The sequence below is a fragment of the Bradyrhizobium sp. AUGA SZCCT0222 genome (assembly GCF_018130205.1).
In the GTDB taxonomy this organism is placed as follows: domain Bacteria; phylum Pseudomonadota; class Alphaproteobacteria; order Rhizobiales; family Xanthobacteraceae; genus Bradyrhizobium.
The window spans coordinates 66,530-79,540 of the sequence record NZ_JAFCLX010000015.1; the positions used below are offsets into that span (position 1 = coordinate 66,530).

General features: G+C 63.7%; 15 protein-coding genes and 1 tRNA gene. 6 read left to right on the forward strand and 10 right to left on the reverse strand.

Translation table 11 applies throughout. The annotated features are described in order from the left end of the window. Positions 1-57: 57 nt before the first annotated feature. The 7 genes from trpA to rpsA all read right to left on the reverse strand — a co-directional run bounded on the left by trpA (position 58) and on the right by rpsA (position 6,831). A complete protein-coding gene (gene trpA, locus JQ629_RS15625; protein WP_212413443.1) occupies positions 58-894 on the reverse strand; it encodes a tryptophan synthase subunit alpha in 837 nt (278 codons plus the stop codon). Then, positions 891-2,120, reverse strand: coding sequence for a tryptophan synthase subunit beta (trpB, locus tag JQ629_RS15630; protein WP_212386295.1), 1,230 nt, complete (start codon positions 2,118-2,120; stop codon positions 891-893). Before trpB ends, trpA begins: the two co-directional genes overlap by 4 nt. Continuing rightward, entirely contained in the window at positions 2,117-2,776 is a 660-nt protein-coding gene (locus tag JQ629_RS15635; RefSeq protein ID WP_212264072.1) for a phosphoribosylanthranilate isomerase, read from the reverse strand. The genes trpB and JQ629_RS15635 overlap by 4 nt, the downstream gene beginning before the upstream one ends. 64 nt (positions 2,777-2,840) lie before the next feature. After that, positions 2,841-3,233, reverse strand: a complete 393-nt coding sequence (locus tag JQ629_RS15640) for a lipopolysaccharide assembly protein LapA domain-containing protein (protein WP_212264073.1) — start codon at positions 3,231-3,233, stop codon at positions 2,841-2,843. Between the two features lie 154 nt (positions 3,234-3,387). Continuing rightward, complete coding sequence (locus tag JQ629_RS15645) at positions 3,388-3,693, reverse strand: integration host factor subunit beta (protein ID WP_192736230.1); 306 nt, start codon at positions 3,691-3,693, stop codon at positions 3,388-3,390. Between the two features lie 170 nt (positions 3,694-3,863). Beyond that, positions 3,864-4,844: a signal peptide peptidase SppA gene (sppA, locus tag JQ629_RS15650; protein ID WP_212413444.1), complete on the reverse strand. Its 981-nt coding sequence runs from the start codon at positions 4,842-4,844 to the stop codon at positions 3,864-3,866. A gap of 286 nt (positions 4,845-5,130) precedes the next feature. Beyond that, complete coding sequence (gene rpsA, locus JQ629_RS15655) at positions 5,131-6,831, reverse strand: 30S ribosomal protein S1 (protein WP_192736228.1); 1,701 nt, start codon at positions 6,829-6,831, stop codon at positions 5,131-5,133. A 507-nt stretch (positions 6,832-7,338) separates the two neighbouring features. Here rpsA and JQ629_RS15660 point away from each other — a divergent pair. Then, entirely contained in the window at positions 7,339-7,509 is a 171-nt protein-coding gene (locus JQ629_RS15660) for a hypothetical protein (RefSeq protein WP_212413445.1), read from the forward strand. A gap of 10 nt (positions 7,510-7,519) precedes the next feature. Here the strand turns inward: JQ629_RS15660 and cmk are convergent, their stop codons facing one another. After that, positions 7,520-8,149: a (d)CMP kinase gene (gene cmk, locus JQ629_RS15665; protein ID WP_212264076.1), complete on the reverse strand. Its 630-nt coding sequence runs from the start codon at positions 8,147-8,149 to the stop codon at positions 7,520-7,522. A gap of 251 nt (positions 8,150-8,400) precedes the next feature. On the opposite strand from cmk, the gene JQ629_RS15670 reads away from it, so the two are divergent. Further along, on the forward strand, positions 8,401-9,390 hold the full coding sequence (locus JQ629_RS15670) for a Bug family tripartite tricarboxylate transporter substrate binding protein (protein ID WP_212413446.1): 990 nt from the start codon (positions 8,401-8,403) through the stop codon (positions 9,388-9,390). Between the two features lie 16 nt (positions 9,391-9,406). Here the strand turns inward: JQ629_RS15670 and aroA are convergent, their stop codons facing one another. Next, on the reverse strand, positions 9,407-10,756 hold the full coding sequence (gene aroA / locus JQ629_RS15675; protein WP_212413447.1) for a 3-phosphoshikimate 1-carboxyvinyltransferase: 1,350 nt from the start codon (positions 10,754-10,756) through the stop codon (positions 9,407-9,409). A 147-nt stretch (positions 10,757-10,903) separates the two neighbouring features. Here aroA and JQ629_RS15680 point away from each other — a divergent pair, with 147 nt between their 5' ends. The 3 genes from JQ629_RS15680 (at position 10,904) to JQ629_RS15690 (ending at position 11,834) form a co-directional block, all read left to right on the forward strand. Beyond that, on the forward strand, positions 10,904-11,323 hold the full coding sequence (locus tag JQ629_RS15680) for a TIGR02300 family protein (protein WP_192736224.1): 420 nt from the start codon (positions 10,904-10,906) through the stop codon (positions 11,321-11,323). Positions 11,324-11,388: 65 nt separating this feature from the next. Next, a tRNA-Ala gene (locus JQ629_RS15685) sits at positions 11,389-11,464 on the forward strand. 133 nt (positions 11,465-11,597) lie between these two features. After that, complete coding sequence (locus JQ629_RS15690; RefSeq protein WP_212413448.1) at positions 11,598-11,834, forward strand: GIY-YIG nuclease family protein; 237 nt, start codon at positions 11,598-11,600, stop codon at positions 11,832-11,834. An 11-nt stretch (positions 11,835-11,845) separates the two neighbouring features. Here JQ629_RS15690 and JQ629_RS15695 read toward each other — a convergent pair whose 3' ends face one another. After that, positions 11,846-12,301: a MarR family winged helix-turn-helix transcriptional regulator gene (locus JQ629_RS15695; protein WP_212032002.1), complete on the reverse strand. Its 456-nt coding sequence runs from the start codon at positions 12,299-12,301 to the stop codon at positions 11,846-11,848. Positions 12,302-12,463: 162 nt separating this feature from the next. Here JQ629_RS15695 and JQ629_RS15700 point away from each other — a divergent pair, with 162 nt between their 5' ends. Then, on the forward strand, positions 12,464-12,892 hold the full coding sequence (locus JQ629_RS15700) for an organic hydroperoxide resistance protein (protein WP_212264080.1): 429 nt from the start codon (positions 12,464-12,466) through the stop codon (positions 12,890-12,892). Positions 12,893-13,011 lie beyond the last annotated feature (119 nt).

Genomic DNA, 13,011 nt, shown 5'->3' on the forward strand with positions numbered 1-13,011 from the left:
CGGCCCGGGCCGGACCCGGCAAGCCGCTGGTAGCGCCTCATTCTACGCCAAAATGGCCTATTCTGCGGCCTGCTTGGCGCCCCTAACGCCCTGCGCCAGGGCGGCAACGAGGTCGGCCACGGCGGGTACGGTCCTGGCGGTGGCGCGCCCCTCGGCGTCAAGGCTGCCGCGCAGGGCATCGACCAGGGCGGTGCCGACCACGGCGCCATTGGCGTTCTCGGCGATCGCGCGCGCGGCAGCCGGCGTCCTGATACCGAAGCCGACGCAGACCGGCAGCTTGGTATGCCGTTTGATTCGGGCGACGGCTTCACCGACCACGTGGGAATCGGCGCTGGCGCTGCCGGTGATGCCGGTGATCGCGACGTAATAGACAAAACCCGACGTGTTCGCGAGCACCGCCGGCAGGCGCTTGTCGTCGGTGGTCGGCGTCGCCAGGCGAATGAAATTGAGCCCGGCCTTCATCGCCGGCAGGCACAGCTCGTCGTCCTCTTCGGGCGGCAGATCGACGATAATCAATCCATCGACGCCGGCGGTCTTCGCGTCGACAAGGAACTTGTCGACGCCGTAAATGTAGATCGGATTGTAATAGCCCATCAGCACCAGCGGCGTGGTGTCGTCGTCCTTGCGGAAGCCGCGCACCATCTCCAGCGTCTTTTTCAGGGTCATGCCGGCTTTCAGGGCGCGCAGGCCCGCCGCCTGAATCGACGGCCCGTCGGCCATCGGATCGGTAAAGGGCATGCCGATCTCGATCATGTCGGCGCCGGCCTTCGGCAGCGCCTTGAGGATGTCGAGCGAGGTTTTCGGATCGGGATCGCCAGCCATCAGGAAGGTGACGAAAGCCGAGCGGCCCTGCTTGGCGAGTTCGGCGAAGCGCGCGTCGATACGGGTACTCACTTCTTCTCACCCTTCAAGATTTCGGCGACCTGCGGGATGTCCTTGTCGCCACGGCCCGAGAGGTTGACGACCATCAGATGATCCCTGGGCCGCTTCGGCGCGAGTTCCACAACCTTGGCGATGGCGTGTGCCGATTCCAGCGCCGGGATGATGCCTTCCAGCCGCGACAGCAATTGGAACGCGGCGAGCGCCTCGTCGTCGGTGGCGCTCAGATAGGTGACCCGGCCGTTTTCATAGAGCCAGGAATGCTCCGGCCCGATGCCGGGATAATCCAGTCCCGCCGAGATCGAATGCGCGTCCTGGATCTGGCCGTCATCGTCCATCAACAAATAGGTGCGGTTGCCATGCAGGACGCCGGCCCGGCCGCCGGCGATCGAGGCCGCATGCAGCTGGGTCAGGCCATGGCCCGCCGCCTCGACACCGAAAATCTCGACCGAGGGATCGTCGAGGAAGGGATGAAACAGCCCCATCGCATTGGAGCCGCCGCCGATGCAGGCGACCAGCGAATCCGGCAAGCGCCCCTCGGCCTCCTGCATCTGCTCGCGGGTCTCGTCACCGATCACGCACTGGAAGTCGCGCACCATCATCGGATAGGGATGCGGCCCCGCGATCGTGCCGATGCAGTAGAAGGTGTTGTGCACGTTGGTGACCCAGTCGCGCAGCGCCTCGTTCATCGCGTCCTTGAGCGTGCGGGTCCCTGATTGAACCGGGATCACCTTGGCGCCCAGCATTTCCATGCGGAACACGTTGGGCGCCTGACGCGCGACGTCGACCGCGCCCATATAGACGATGCATTCCAGTCCGAACCGCGCGCACAGCGTCGCGGTGGCGACGCCGTGCTGGCCGGCGCCGGTTTCGGCGATGATGCGCTTCTTGCCCATCCGGCGCGCGACCATGATCTGGCCGAGCACATTGTTGACCTTGTGCGAGCCGGTGTGGTTGAGCTCCTCGCGCTTGAAATAGACTTTTGCGCCGCCGAGATGCTCGGTCAGGCGCTCGGCGAAGTACAGCGGCGACGGCCGTCCGACATAGTGCTTGAGAAAGCCCTTCATTTCCGCAGCGAACGACGGATCGGCCTTGGCCGCGACGTAGGCCTTCTCCAGATCCAGGATCAGCGGCATCAGCGTTTCGGCGACGAAGCGGCCACCGAAATTACCAAAATGCCCGCGCTCGTCGGGGCCGGTGCGGAAGGAGTTTGGCAAGGAGTTCGGCTGACCTGGATTCATCGGACCATCAATTCTTCGGTGGCGCGCGCGGCGCGGATAAAATCGCGGATCATGTCGGGATCCTTGACGCCGGGCGAACGCTCGACGCCCGAGGACACATCGACGCCGCCCGCACGGGTGACGCGAACGGCCTCGGCGAGGTTGGAGGCGTTGAGCCCGCCCGAAACCATGAACGGCAGTTCGAGGTCGAGCTTCTCAAGCAGGCGCCAGTCGAACACGGCCCCTAACCCGCCCGGGCGGGTGGCCTCTTTTGGTGCACGGGCGTCGAACAGGATGCGGTCGGCGACCGCAGCATAGCCCGCAAGCGGCACGAGATCGGCCGCGGTCTCGACCGGCAGCGCCTTCATCAGCGGCAGACCGAATTTCGCCTTGATGTCGCGCAGCCGCGCGGTGGTTTCCTTGCCATGTAGTTGCAGGATGTCCGGCCGCAGGGTCTCGACGATATTCTCGAGCGTCGCGTCGTCGGCATCGACCGTGAGCGCCACCTTGACGGCGCGGCCCTTGGCTTGCTTGCCGAGCTCGCGCGCGGTCTCGAGGCCGACATGCCGCGGCGACGGGGGGAAGAACACGAACCCGACCATATCGGCGCCAGCCCCCAGCGCGACGTCGAGCGTCTCGCGCGTGGACAGGCCGCAAATTTTGACGAGCAGGGACATGGTCTCTCGGGCGCGGCTTTCAAGCCGTGAAGTGCGGGTTGGAACGGAGCTGTTTGGGCGGGTTCTACAACGTCGCGCCCTGCTTGTCTCGCCCGGCGGCCCCGTAAAAGCCGCGCGGCGCCGGTGCTGCAAGCTGCGGCACGCCGCCCCGGGAGACCGCCGCCGCGGCGCGCAGATCGGCTATTTCCGACCGCGCCCGCCGGGCCTCGGCCTCGTGCTGGCGTGCGGCGCGGCGCCAGCGGCGCTGGCGGAACCAGGTCGCCGAGCCGCCCGCCGCGACCCCCAAAATCGCGACCGCAATAATCACGACGAACAGCGGCATCGACACCGCTACCGACGGATTGACGGAATCGAACGGATCGAACGACACCGTCACCGAATGACGGTTGGCGACCGCAAAGAAGATGAAGATGACGCCTAAGGGAATGACGACCAGCGCCGAGAAGAATTTTCGCATGACCATCTCTCGCAGTGCGGACTCTTGAAGCAGCTGACCATCGGCGAGCACGTGTCCCGCAACACCGCACCCGATCTTCAGAACCCGGTGGAGTCTTTTATTTGACGCGTTCTCTTCACGCGAACCGGGCCCACTTCGCTTGAAAACGCTATGGTTACGCGCCGGCCTCGGGCGAACCGCCCTCGCGGTTCAGCCGCTCACGCATTTCCTTGCCCGTCTTGAAAAACGGGACGCTCTTCTGATCGACCGGCACATGCGCGCCGGTGCGTGGATTGCGCCCTGCGCGGGCTGGACGATGCTTGACCGAGAAAGCGCCGAAACCGCGGAGCTCGACACGGTCGCCGCGCGCCAGGGCAGCGACGATCTCATCGAGAATCGCGTTCACAATGTTCTCCACATCCCGCTGATAAAGATGCGGGTTGTGCTCGGCGATGCGCTGAACAAGTTCGGATTTGATCATCGAGACTGGGGTCCACTGTCGTGCGGACTTCCATTTCCGTGAAAATGCCTTGAACTGTCAAGACGCTAAATCAATTTTGGGCCACGCGAAATGACGTGACAAATGGCCCGGAAAGGGGTTGTCGCAACACCCGCAATGCGGGAGGACCGCGCCAAACCTCGCCTGCGCGGTCAATTGGAGGCCGCGGGCCGCCACAGTGCCAGCATACCGTCCAGTGCCAGCTGGTCGACGGCTCCTGTGACGCCGGCCTGCTCGATCTGACGCGCGATCGCGCTCAGGCCGAGCGCATCGAAGCTGACCGAAGCGACTGCGCGCAGGAAAGTCATGTCGCCGAACCGCGGGGTCAGCTTGAAATCGCGCACCGGCAGATCGCTCTTGATCTTCTTCTCGGCGACCAGCCATGCCACCGCGGTTTTCTCGTCGCCGAGCTGATCGACCAGCTTCAGTTCGACCGCCTGGCGGCCGGTGAACACGCGTCCGTCCGCGACTTTGTCGAGCAGCGCCTCGTCCATGCCGCGTCGCGTCTTCACGAGGCCGCGGAACCAGGCGTAAGAGTCCTTGACCAGCGCGTCGAGCGCCGCCCGCGCCTCCGGGCTGGTTGGCTCAAAGCCGTTCGGCGCCGCCTTCAGCGGCGAGGATTTCACTTCCTCGACCTTGACGCCGACGGTCTTCATCAACTCGGTGAAATTCGGAAACTGAAACAGCACGCCGATCGAGCCGACCAATGAGCTCTGCTGGGCGATGATATGATCGGCCGCAAGCGCCCCGATGTAACCGCCCGAGGCGGCCAGCCCCTCGACCACCACGACCAGCGGCTTCTTGGCCTTCAGCCGCATCAGCGCATCGTAGAGCTGCTCGGAGCCGGCGGTGGTGCCACCCGGCGAATTGATGTGCACGATGACGGCGGCGGCCGACGACTTCTCCAGCCGCTCCAGCGCCTCGACGCGTTGCTGATCGCTGCGAATGAGGCCTTCGATATTGACGCGGGCAATCGAGCCGGACACCGACAGCGACGAGCGGCCGGCGGGTGTCGCGAGCACACCGACGACAACGACCGCGGCAAGAACGACCACGGCCGCCACCAGGCGCCAGAAGGTCAGCTTGCGGCGTATCCTGCGGCGATCGACGATCACGTCCGAATCGAGCGACATCGAAATTCTCCTGAGGTCGGCAGCGCGTTTTGCCTTCGCAGCGTCACCAGCGCATTATCCAATTACATCAATTGCGATGCAATATGAAGAAAACAAGGCCCGTTTGTCGTCCCGGCGAAGGCCGGGACCCATAACCCACCGATGCTGATTGTGGGAGCAGGTACCGCTCCAGCTTTCGCAACGATAGGTCACGGAGTATGGGTCCCGGCCTTCGCCGGGACGACAAACCATGAAAAAGGCCCCGGTCGAAACCGGGGCCTGGTCTTTGCGAACAGGGAAGCTGCGCTTACTTGTCGCGGTTCTTGAGCGCGGTGCCGAGAATGTCGCCCAGCGTCGCTCCCGAATCGGAGGAACCGTACTGCGCGATGGCTTCCTTCTCTTCGGCAACTTCCAGCGCCTTGATCGAGACCTGCACCTTGCGGGCCTTCTTGTCGAACTGGATCACGCGGGCATCGACCTTCTCGCCGACGGCGAAACGCTCGGCGCGCTGATCGTTGCGATCACGGGCCAGTTCCGACCGCTTGATGAAGGTGGAGAAATCGGTCCCCGAGATTTTCACCTCGATGCCGGCTTCCTTCACTTCGAGCACTTCGCAGGTCACGACCGCGCCCTTCTTGACGTCGCCAGGCTCCGCGAAGGGGTCGCCTTCGAGCTGCTTGACGCCGAGCGAGATGCGCTCCTTTTCGACATCGACGTCGAGCACCACGGCCTTGACCATGTCGCCCTTCTTGAAGTTGTCGATCACCTGCTCGCCCGGAAGCTTCCAGTCGAGGTCGGAGAGATGCACCATGCCGTCGACGTCGCCGTCGAGACCGAGGAACAGACCGAACTCGGTCTTGTTCTTGACCTCGCCTTCGACGGTCGCCCCGACCGGGAACTTCTCGACGAAGACCTCCCAGGGGTTGCGCATGGTCTGCTTGAGGCCGAGCGAGATGCGGCGCTTGACCGAATCCACTTCGAGAACCTGCACTTCGACTTCCTGCGAGGTCGAAACGATCTTGCCGGGGTGCATGTTCTTCTTGGTCCACGACATTTCCGAGACGTGGATCAGGCCTTCGATGCCCGGCTCCAGTTCGACGAACGCGCCGTAGTCGGTGATGTTGGTGACGCGGCCGGTAAAGCGTGCGTTCAGCGGATACTTCGCCTCGATGCCCTGCCACGGATCGTCCAGCAGCTGCTTCATGCCGAGCGAGATACGGTGGGTCTCGTGGTTGATCTTGATGATCTTGACCTTGACGGTCTGGCCGATGGTGAGCACCTCGGTCGGGTGATTGACCCGGCGCCAGGCGATATCGGTGACGTGCAAGAGGCCGTCGATGCCGCCGAGATCAACGAACGCACCGTAATCGGTGATGTTCTTGACCACGCCGTCGATCACCTGACCCTCTTCGAGGTTCTGCACCAACTCCTGGCGCTGCTCGGCGCGGGTTTCTTCGAGAACCGTGCGGCGCGACACCACGATGTTGCCGCGGCGGCGATCCATCTTGAGGATCTGGAACGGCTGCGAATTGTTCATCAGCGGCGCGACGTCGCGGATCGGGCGGATATCGACCTGCGAACGCGGCAGGAAGGCCACCGCGCCGTCGAGATCGACGGTGAAGCCGCCCTTGACCTGGTTGAAGATGACGCCGTGAACCTTCTCGTTGTTGTTGAAGGCCTTCTCGAGCTTGCCCCAGCTCTCCTCGCGGCGCGCCTTGTCGCGCGACAGCACGGCTTCGCCGAGCGCATTCTCGATCCGGTCGAGGAACACCTCGACTTCGTCGCCAACCTTGAGTTCGCTGTCGCGGCCGGGTCCTGCGAACTCACGCAGCGCCACGCGGCCTTCGGTCTTCAGGCCGACGTCGATGACGGCCATGTCCTTTTCAATTGCAACTACCTTGCCCTTGATGACGGAGCTTTCCTGCAAATTGCCGCCGGCGAAGGACTCGTCCAGCATCGCAGCGAAATCGTCGCGGGTAGGATTATAAGAAGCAGCAGTCGAAGCCATTTGTTCTCCAGATGCGGGTATCGCCGGCCAGTCGGGTTAAGGGGCGTATCGCGCGTGAAGTGTCAGGGGTCCGCAAACCCTAACGACCGCCGTTTGCGGGAAATCGCAAATAGCGGGCCGGCAGCATGCCTGCACGTTCGATACGTTGATTTATCCGGAGCCTGAAACGAGCGTATCGACTTCAAGAACCTGGAGCGGGCTTTCCTCCAATGACGGCATCGGTTTAGTTTGAATGCGTTCAAACCCGACGCCGGCCCGCTCGGACAGCCCTGATCTCATCGATGGCGGCCCGGATGGCCGGTGATATAGCCCCAAGGGGTCTTTTCGGCAAGCGGAAATGCCCGATTTACGGGGCTTTAGGGCTGACGGACGCTCGCCATGGGCCCATGTTTTCAACGCCTTGTTCACCGCATGACGCAAAAGGCCCGCAGTGTCAGGCGAGATGGAACCCGGCCTTAAGTGCCGCCCCCAACGATGGCACGGTTCAAAAACAGGGGGAGTGCCACCATGAAGAGCCTGATCGCTCTGACCGCCGTCGCCGCCTTTACCGTCGCTACGGCGGTTGCCGGCAAGCCGGCCTATTTTGCGACCGACAAGGCGATTGCCGCGGTCAAATCGAAGCCGGTGCTGATGGCCGAACAGCGATTGCCGTTCGACCGCGACCGCTCGAAGAACTGAACCGGAGACTTCACCGCCTGGCGCGGACAGCCTCGACGATCGCGATCGCGGCGCGAACGCCGCCTTCGATATCGAGATTGGAATTGTCCAGGACATGCGCATCGGGGGCCGCCTTCAGAGGCGCCGCCGCCCGATTGCGGTCCCGCTCGTCGCGCTTGAGAATATCGGCCAGCACCAGCGCTTCATCCGCCGCTTCACCCCGCGCGAGCGCTTCCAGCGTGCGGCGGTGGGCCCGCACCTTCGGGTCGGCGACGACGAAAATCTTCACTTCCGCATTCGGGCAAATCACGGTGCCGATATCGCGCCCGTCGAGCACCGCGCCGGGCGGATCTGCCGCGAACTGGCGCTGAAAACTGACCAGCGCTTCCCGCACTGTGGGAATGGCTGACACCACCGAAGCGGCATCGCCGATCCGCTGCGACTTCAGTTCGGGATGGCCGAAGTTTTCCGGATCGAGCGCCATCGCGGCGGCGACGGCGCGGGCTTCATCGGTGAGATCAAAACCCTGGTCCAGCAGCATTTTGGCCACGGCGCGGTAAATCACGCCAGTGTCGAGGTGGCGATAGCCGTAGTGCTGCGCGAGCCGCTTGCCCAGCGTGCCCTTGCCCGAGGCGGCGGGTCCGTCGATGGCGATGATCATGAGCGCCATGTGCGACAGAGCGGCAGGATGGTCAAGACCATGCGTTAGACGTTATCCGGCCACCGCTCCGGGAAACGGCGGCCTCACCGCCAGGAAACCTGAATTCCGCGATGCGGACATAGGCGCGCCAGATGCGTCCAAATGTGCCTCGCCCCCGCCGCTGCCGGTCTCTATCCTGAGACCAGCCGGGCATTCCATTCGCGTCTGCGAATCGCCCGATTCAAAAAAATGATAACGGCCGGAGGGATACGATGAGCACCATTTCACGACGTCAATTTATTGGCAGCGCCGCAGCAGCCTCGGCGATCCCGCTGCTCGGGAGTTCGGCCCACGCGCAGACCGACTGGCCGACCAAGCCCATCAAGATCATCGCCGGTTATCCCGCCGGAGGTCAGACTGATCTGTTTGCGCGGACCTATGGCGAATATATCCGGGCCACCACGGGCCAGAATGTGGTGGTGGAAAACAAGGCCGGTGCCTCAGGATCGGTCGCTGCGGTTGAAGCCAAACGCGCCGCGCCCGACGGCTACACGCTGATGTTCACGATCTCGACGACGATGATCATGAACCGCGTTCTGATCAAGGACATCGCTTACGACGCCGACAAGGATTTCACCCTCGTCTCGATCATGCCGGCAGGCAGCCTGCCGTTCGTGGCCGGCGAGAAAACGGGCGCCAAGACTCTCGCCGAATTTGTCGCCTACGCGAAGAAGGCCGAGAAGATCAACATCGGCACCTATGGCGCAGGGTCATACGCGCACATGGCGGTCGCCGAAATGAACAAGCAATACGGTCTCAAGATGGAAGCGGTGCACTATCGCGGCGAAGCGCCGATGTGGACCGATCTGGCCGGCGGATTCATCGATGGCGCCCACGGCAGCTATTCCGCGGCGTTGTCCGTGCTGCAGAGCGGCCGCGGCCGTGCGGTCGCGGTCTCGCGCAAGCGCATGTCGACATTGCCGGACGTCCCTTCCTTTGCAGAGCAGGGCACCACATCGCCGATCTTCAAGCTGACCGGCTTCCAGTGCTGCGCCGTGCCGACAGGGACGCCGCTGGAAATCGTTCAGAAGCTGTCAAAACTCCTCGTCGAGGGCGGCAAGACTGAAAAAGTGCTGCAGATGATGAAATCATTCGGCGTCGACGACACCGCGATGACCTTCGAGGAGACGCAGAAACTGTACAAGGAAGAAGCGCCCATCTGGCTCGAGGCAGTGACCAGCCTGGGGCTTGCGCCGTCCTGACCGCGCAAGCTCCGCTTTATGAAAATTCCGCCCCGAGCCCGCGCATCATCGGAATGAAATCCGGAAAGCTGGTGGCGATGAAGCTGGTGTCGTCGATCTTGACCGGCTTGTCGGCGGCAAGCCCCATCACCAGCGCCGACATCGCGATGCGATGATCCATGTGGGTGGCGACGAGGCCGCCGCCGGGCACGTGGCCACGGCCTTCGACGATCAGATCGTCGCCCGCGACCTCGACCTTGACGCCGTTGACGCGCAGCATGTCGGCGGTCGCCTCCAGCCGGTCGGATTCCTTGACGCGCAGCTCCTGCAGGCCGCGCATGATGGTGGTGCCTTCGGCAAACGCGGCCGCCACCGCGAGCACCAGATACTCGTCGATCATCGAGGGCGCGCGCTCCGGTGGCACTTCGACGCCGCGCAGTTTTGATGCCCGTACGCGCAGGGTGGCCATCGGCTCGCCGGCGTCGCCGCGCACGTCGCTCTCCTCGATCGAGGCGCCCATCTCGCGCAAGGTCGTGAACAGGCCGGTTCGCAGCGGATTGGTCATGACGTCGGAGAAGACGACGTCGGAGCCCTCGACGATCAGCGCCGCGACGATCGGGAACGCTGCAGACGAGGGATCGGCGGGCACTACGACCTCGGCGCCGTGCAATTCAGGCTGGCCGGTGAGCGCGATCTTGCGGCCATGGCTGCCTTCGTTGGTCGAGACGATCTGCGCGCCAAAATGCTTCAGCATCAATTCCGTATGGTCGCGGCTCGCCTCCTGCTCGATCACGGTCGTGACGCCGGGCGCAGCGAGGCCCGCCAGCAGCACCGCCGATTTGATCTGGGCGGAGGCCACCGGCGTCCGGTACAGGATCGGCACGGGATCGCGGGCGCCATGCAGCGTCAGCGGCAGGCGGCCGCCTTCCTTGGCCTCGCCGGTCCTGGCGCCCATCAATTCCAGGGGATCAAGGATCCGCCGCATCGGCCGCGAGCGCAGCGAGGCGTCGCCGTCGAAGACCGCCGAAATCGGGCAGCCGGCGACCGCCCCCATGACCAGCCGGCAACCGGTGCCGGAATTGCCGAAATCGAGCGGGCTTGCGGGTTGGGCGAAGCCCGCCACCCCGACGCCCCTCACCTGCCAGGCAAACGGGCCTGTTCGCTCGACCTTGGCGCCCAGCGCCTGCATCGATTTCGCCGTATTGAGCACGTCTTCGCCCTCAAGCAGGCCGGAAATCGTGGTCTGGCCGACCGAAAGCGCCCCCAGGATCAGGGCCCGGTGCGATATCGACTTGTCGCCGGGAACCCGGACTTTACCGGTCAGGGAACCGCTGGAACGGGATTCCAGCGGGGTCGGGTGGGCTGCAAGCCGGTCTGAATGGGTCAAGATTGTGTCCTCTCGCGCAGGGCGGCAGGTATCACATAGGCAACACCGCGTCACGCGGCCGTCTCATGCGCGCAAACCGCTATTGACAGCGGCCTAGCAACTAGCCAAGTGAAGCACCGTTTTTCAGAAATTCCCAGGACTCCACACGTGGCCAAATCCGATCTCGGAACCAAACGCATTTGCCCGACGACGGGTAAGAAGTTCTATGACTTGAACAAGAGTCCGGTGATCTCGCCCTATACCGGTGAGGTCGTGCCGATTGCACCGATTGCGCCGCCCCGGGCCGCCCGCGGTGATGCTGCACGCGCTGCCGCGGCAGCGAGCGCCGCCGCCGATGCGCCGGAACCGGCCGAGGCCGAGGAATTGGTCTCGCTCGAAGAAGCCGATGCAGAGGAGAACACCGGCAAGGTCAAGGCCGTCGTTCCCGAATCGGAAGACGACATCGAAATCGACGAGACCATCGAGGGTGACGAAGACGACGATTCGACCTTCATTCCTGACGAGGAAGAAGGCGATGAGGACGTCACCGACATCATTGGTGACGTCGGCGGCGACGAAGAGACTTGAGATCGGCCCTGAACTGTGGTTCAGGGTCATGCCTGCGCGTCGCCCAAGGCGCGCGGATCGGTTAAGGGGCCATAGCTCAGCTGGGAGAGCGCTTGCATGGCATGCAAGAGGTCGGCGGTTCGATCCCGCCTGGCTCCACCAGCCTTCGCTTGCTTCGCAAGCTACGGCTCGGCAAGCCACGCCGTGCCCTCTCGTAGCGAAGCAAGCGAAGGCTGCCGCGCCGTAGCCCGCAGGGCGAAGGCGGGCCGGGCAAGTCCCATCCGAAGGACAGCCAGTGAAATACGTCTACATTCTGGAAAGCCTTGATACCGAACACTTCTACGTCGGCATTACCGACGACCTGCGGGCCCGATTGGCAAAGCACAATGCCGGCGGGGTCCCACACACTTCAAAATACGGACCTTGGCGAATCAAGACTTACGTGGCGTTCAGCAACGAAGCGCAGGCCATTGCATTCGAAAAGTATTTGAAGTCTCCGTCCGGCCGGGCCTTCGCCAAGAAGCGTCTCTAACCGGCCGCCCCCTACTCCCCCAACGCCGCATTCAGCTTGTCGCGCAGCGCGAGCAGTTCGTTCTTCATCGCCACCAGTTCCCCCACCGAGCACGCCGAGCTTGCCAGAATACCCTGCGGCACCGCCCGGGCTTTTTCCCTCAGCGCCTGGCCTTTCGGCGTCAGTGCGATGAGGACCTGGCGCTCGTCCTCGGTGCTGCGTGTGCGCCGGATCAATTCGGCGGCCTCCATCCGCTTCAGCAGCGGGGTCAGCGTGCCGGAATCGAGGAACAGCTTCTCGCCGATATCCTTGACGGGCACGCCGTCGCGCTCCCACAGCACCATCATCACGAGATATTGCGGATAGGTCAGCCCGAGCTTGTCGAGCAAGGGCTTGTAGACGCGGTTGAAGGCATGCGCCGTGGAATACACCGCGAAACAGATCTGATTGCCGAGCAGCAGCGGATCGACCGCCGGTTTCCTAGCCATTTGCACCTCGCCAAGTGGGGACGCCCGTGATCATTTAGGGCCGCGGACGAGCCTAATCAATTGCATACAATTAAATTGCGGACCCCTTTATTTTTTCTATTGTGCACAATCTAATTGTGTGCAATATAATAACCATCGAAACCAAACCCAAGGGAGACCAACATGTCCGTGAAAGTCCTCTACAAGACCACCGCAACTGCCACCGGCGGCCGCGACGGCACCGCCTCGACGGCTGACGGCGCCTTCAGCGTCAAGCTTGCGACCCCGAAGGAACTCGGCGGCGGCGGTGGCGCCGGCAACAATCCCGAACAGCTGTTTGCGGCCGGCTATGCCGCCTGTTTCATCGGCGCGATGAAGGCGGTTGCAGCTCAGGGCGGCGGCGTGAAGGTGCCCGCGGACGCCTCCGTTACCTCCACCGTCGGCATCGGCCCGCGCTCGGAAGGCGGCTTTGGCCTTGATATCGACCTCGCCGTTTCCCTGCCCGGCCTTGCCCGCGCCGACGCCGAAGCGCTGGTCCAGAAGGCCCACCAGGTTTGCCCGTATTCCAACGCCACCCGCGGCAATGTGGATGTGCGCCTGACCGTGGCGTAACGACTGCGTCGAACGGCCCGCTGCAACAAGCCGCGGGCCGTTTTCGCGCGCCTTCTGTCTCCGCATGCGCCTACGCGCGCGCGGGCATTGCCGCCGCGCCCGAAGACCGCTAGCTCAAG

Bases quoted from the DNA above. Each gene is read 5' to 3' on its own strand.
- trpB (WP_212386295.1), bottom strand. From the start codon at position 2,120: ATGAATCCAGGTCAGCCGAACTCCTTGCCAAACTCCTTCCGCACCGGC.
- JQ629_RS15635 (WP_212264072.1), bottom strand. From the start codon at position 2,776: ATGTCCCTGCTCGTCAAAATTTGCGGCCTGTCCACGCGCGAGACGCTC.
- JQ629_RS15640 (WP_212264073.1), bottom strand. From the start codon at position 3,233: ATGCGAAAATTCTTCTCGGCGCTGGTCGTCATTCCCTTAGGCGTCATC.
- JQ629_RS15645 (WP_192736230.1), bottom strand. From the start codon at position 3,693: ATGATCAAATCCGAACTTGTTCAGCGCATCGCCGAGCACAACCCGCAT.
- sppA (WP_212413444.1), bottom strand. From the start codon at position 4,844: ATGTCGCTCGATTCGGACGTGATCGTCGATCGCCGCAGGATACGCCGC.
- rpsA (WP_192736228.1), bottom strand. From the start codon at position 6,831: ATGGCTTCGACTGCTGCTTCTTATAATCCTACCCGCGACGATTTCGCT.
- JQ629_RS15660 (WP_212413445.1), top strand. From the start codon at position 7,339: ATGAAGAGCCTGATCGCTCTGACCGCCGTCGCCGCCTTTACCGTCGCT.
- cmk (WP_212264076.1), bottom strand. From the start codon at position 8,149: ATGATCATCGCCATCGACGGACCCGCCGCCTCGGGCAAGGGCACGCTG.
- JQ629_RS15670 (WP_212413446.1), top strand. From the start codon at position 8,401: ATGAGCACCATTTCACGACGTCAATTTATTGGCAGCGCCGCAGCAGCC.
- JQ629_RS15695 (WP_212032002.1), bottom strand. From the start codon at position 12,301: ATGGCTAGGAAACCGGCGGTCGATCCGCTGCTGCTCGGCAATCAGATC.
- JQ629_RS15700 (WP_212264080.1), top strand. From the start codon at position 12,464: ATGTCCGTGAAAGTCCTCTACAAGACCACCGCAACTGCCACCGGCGGC.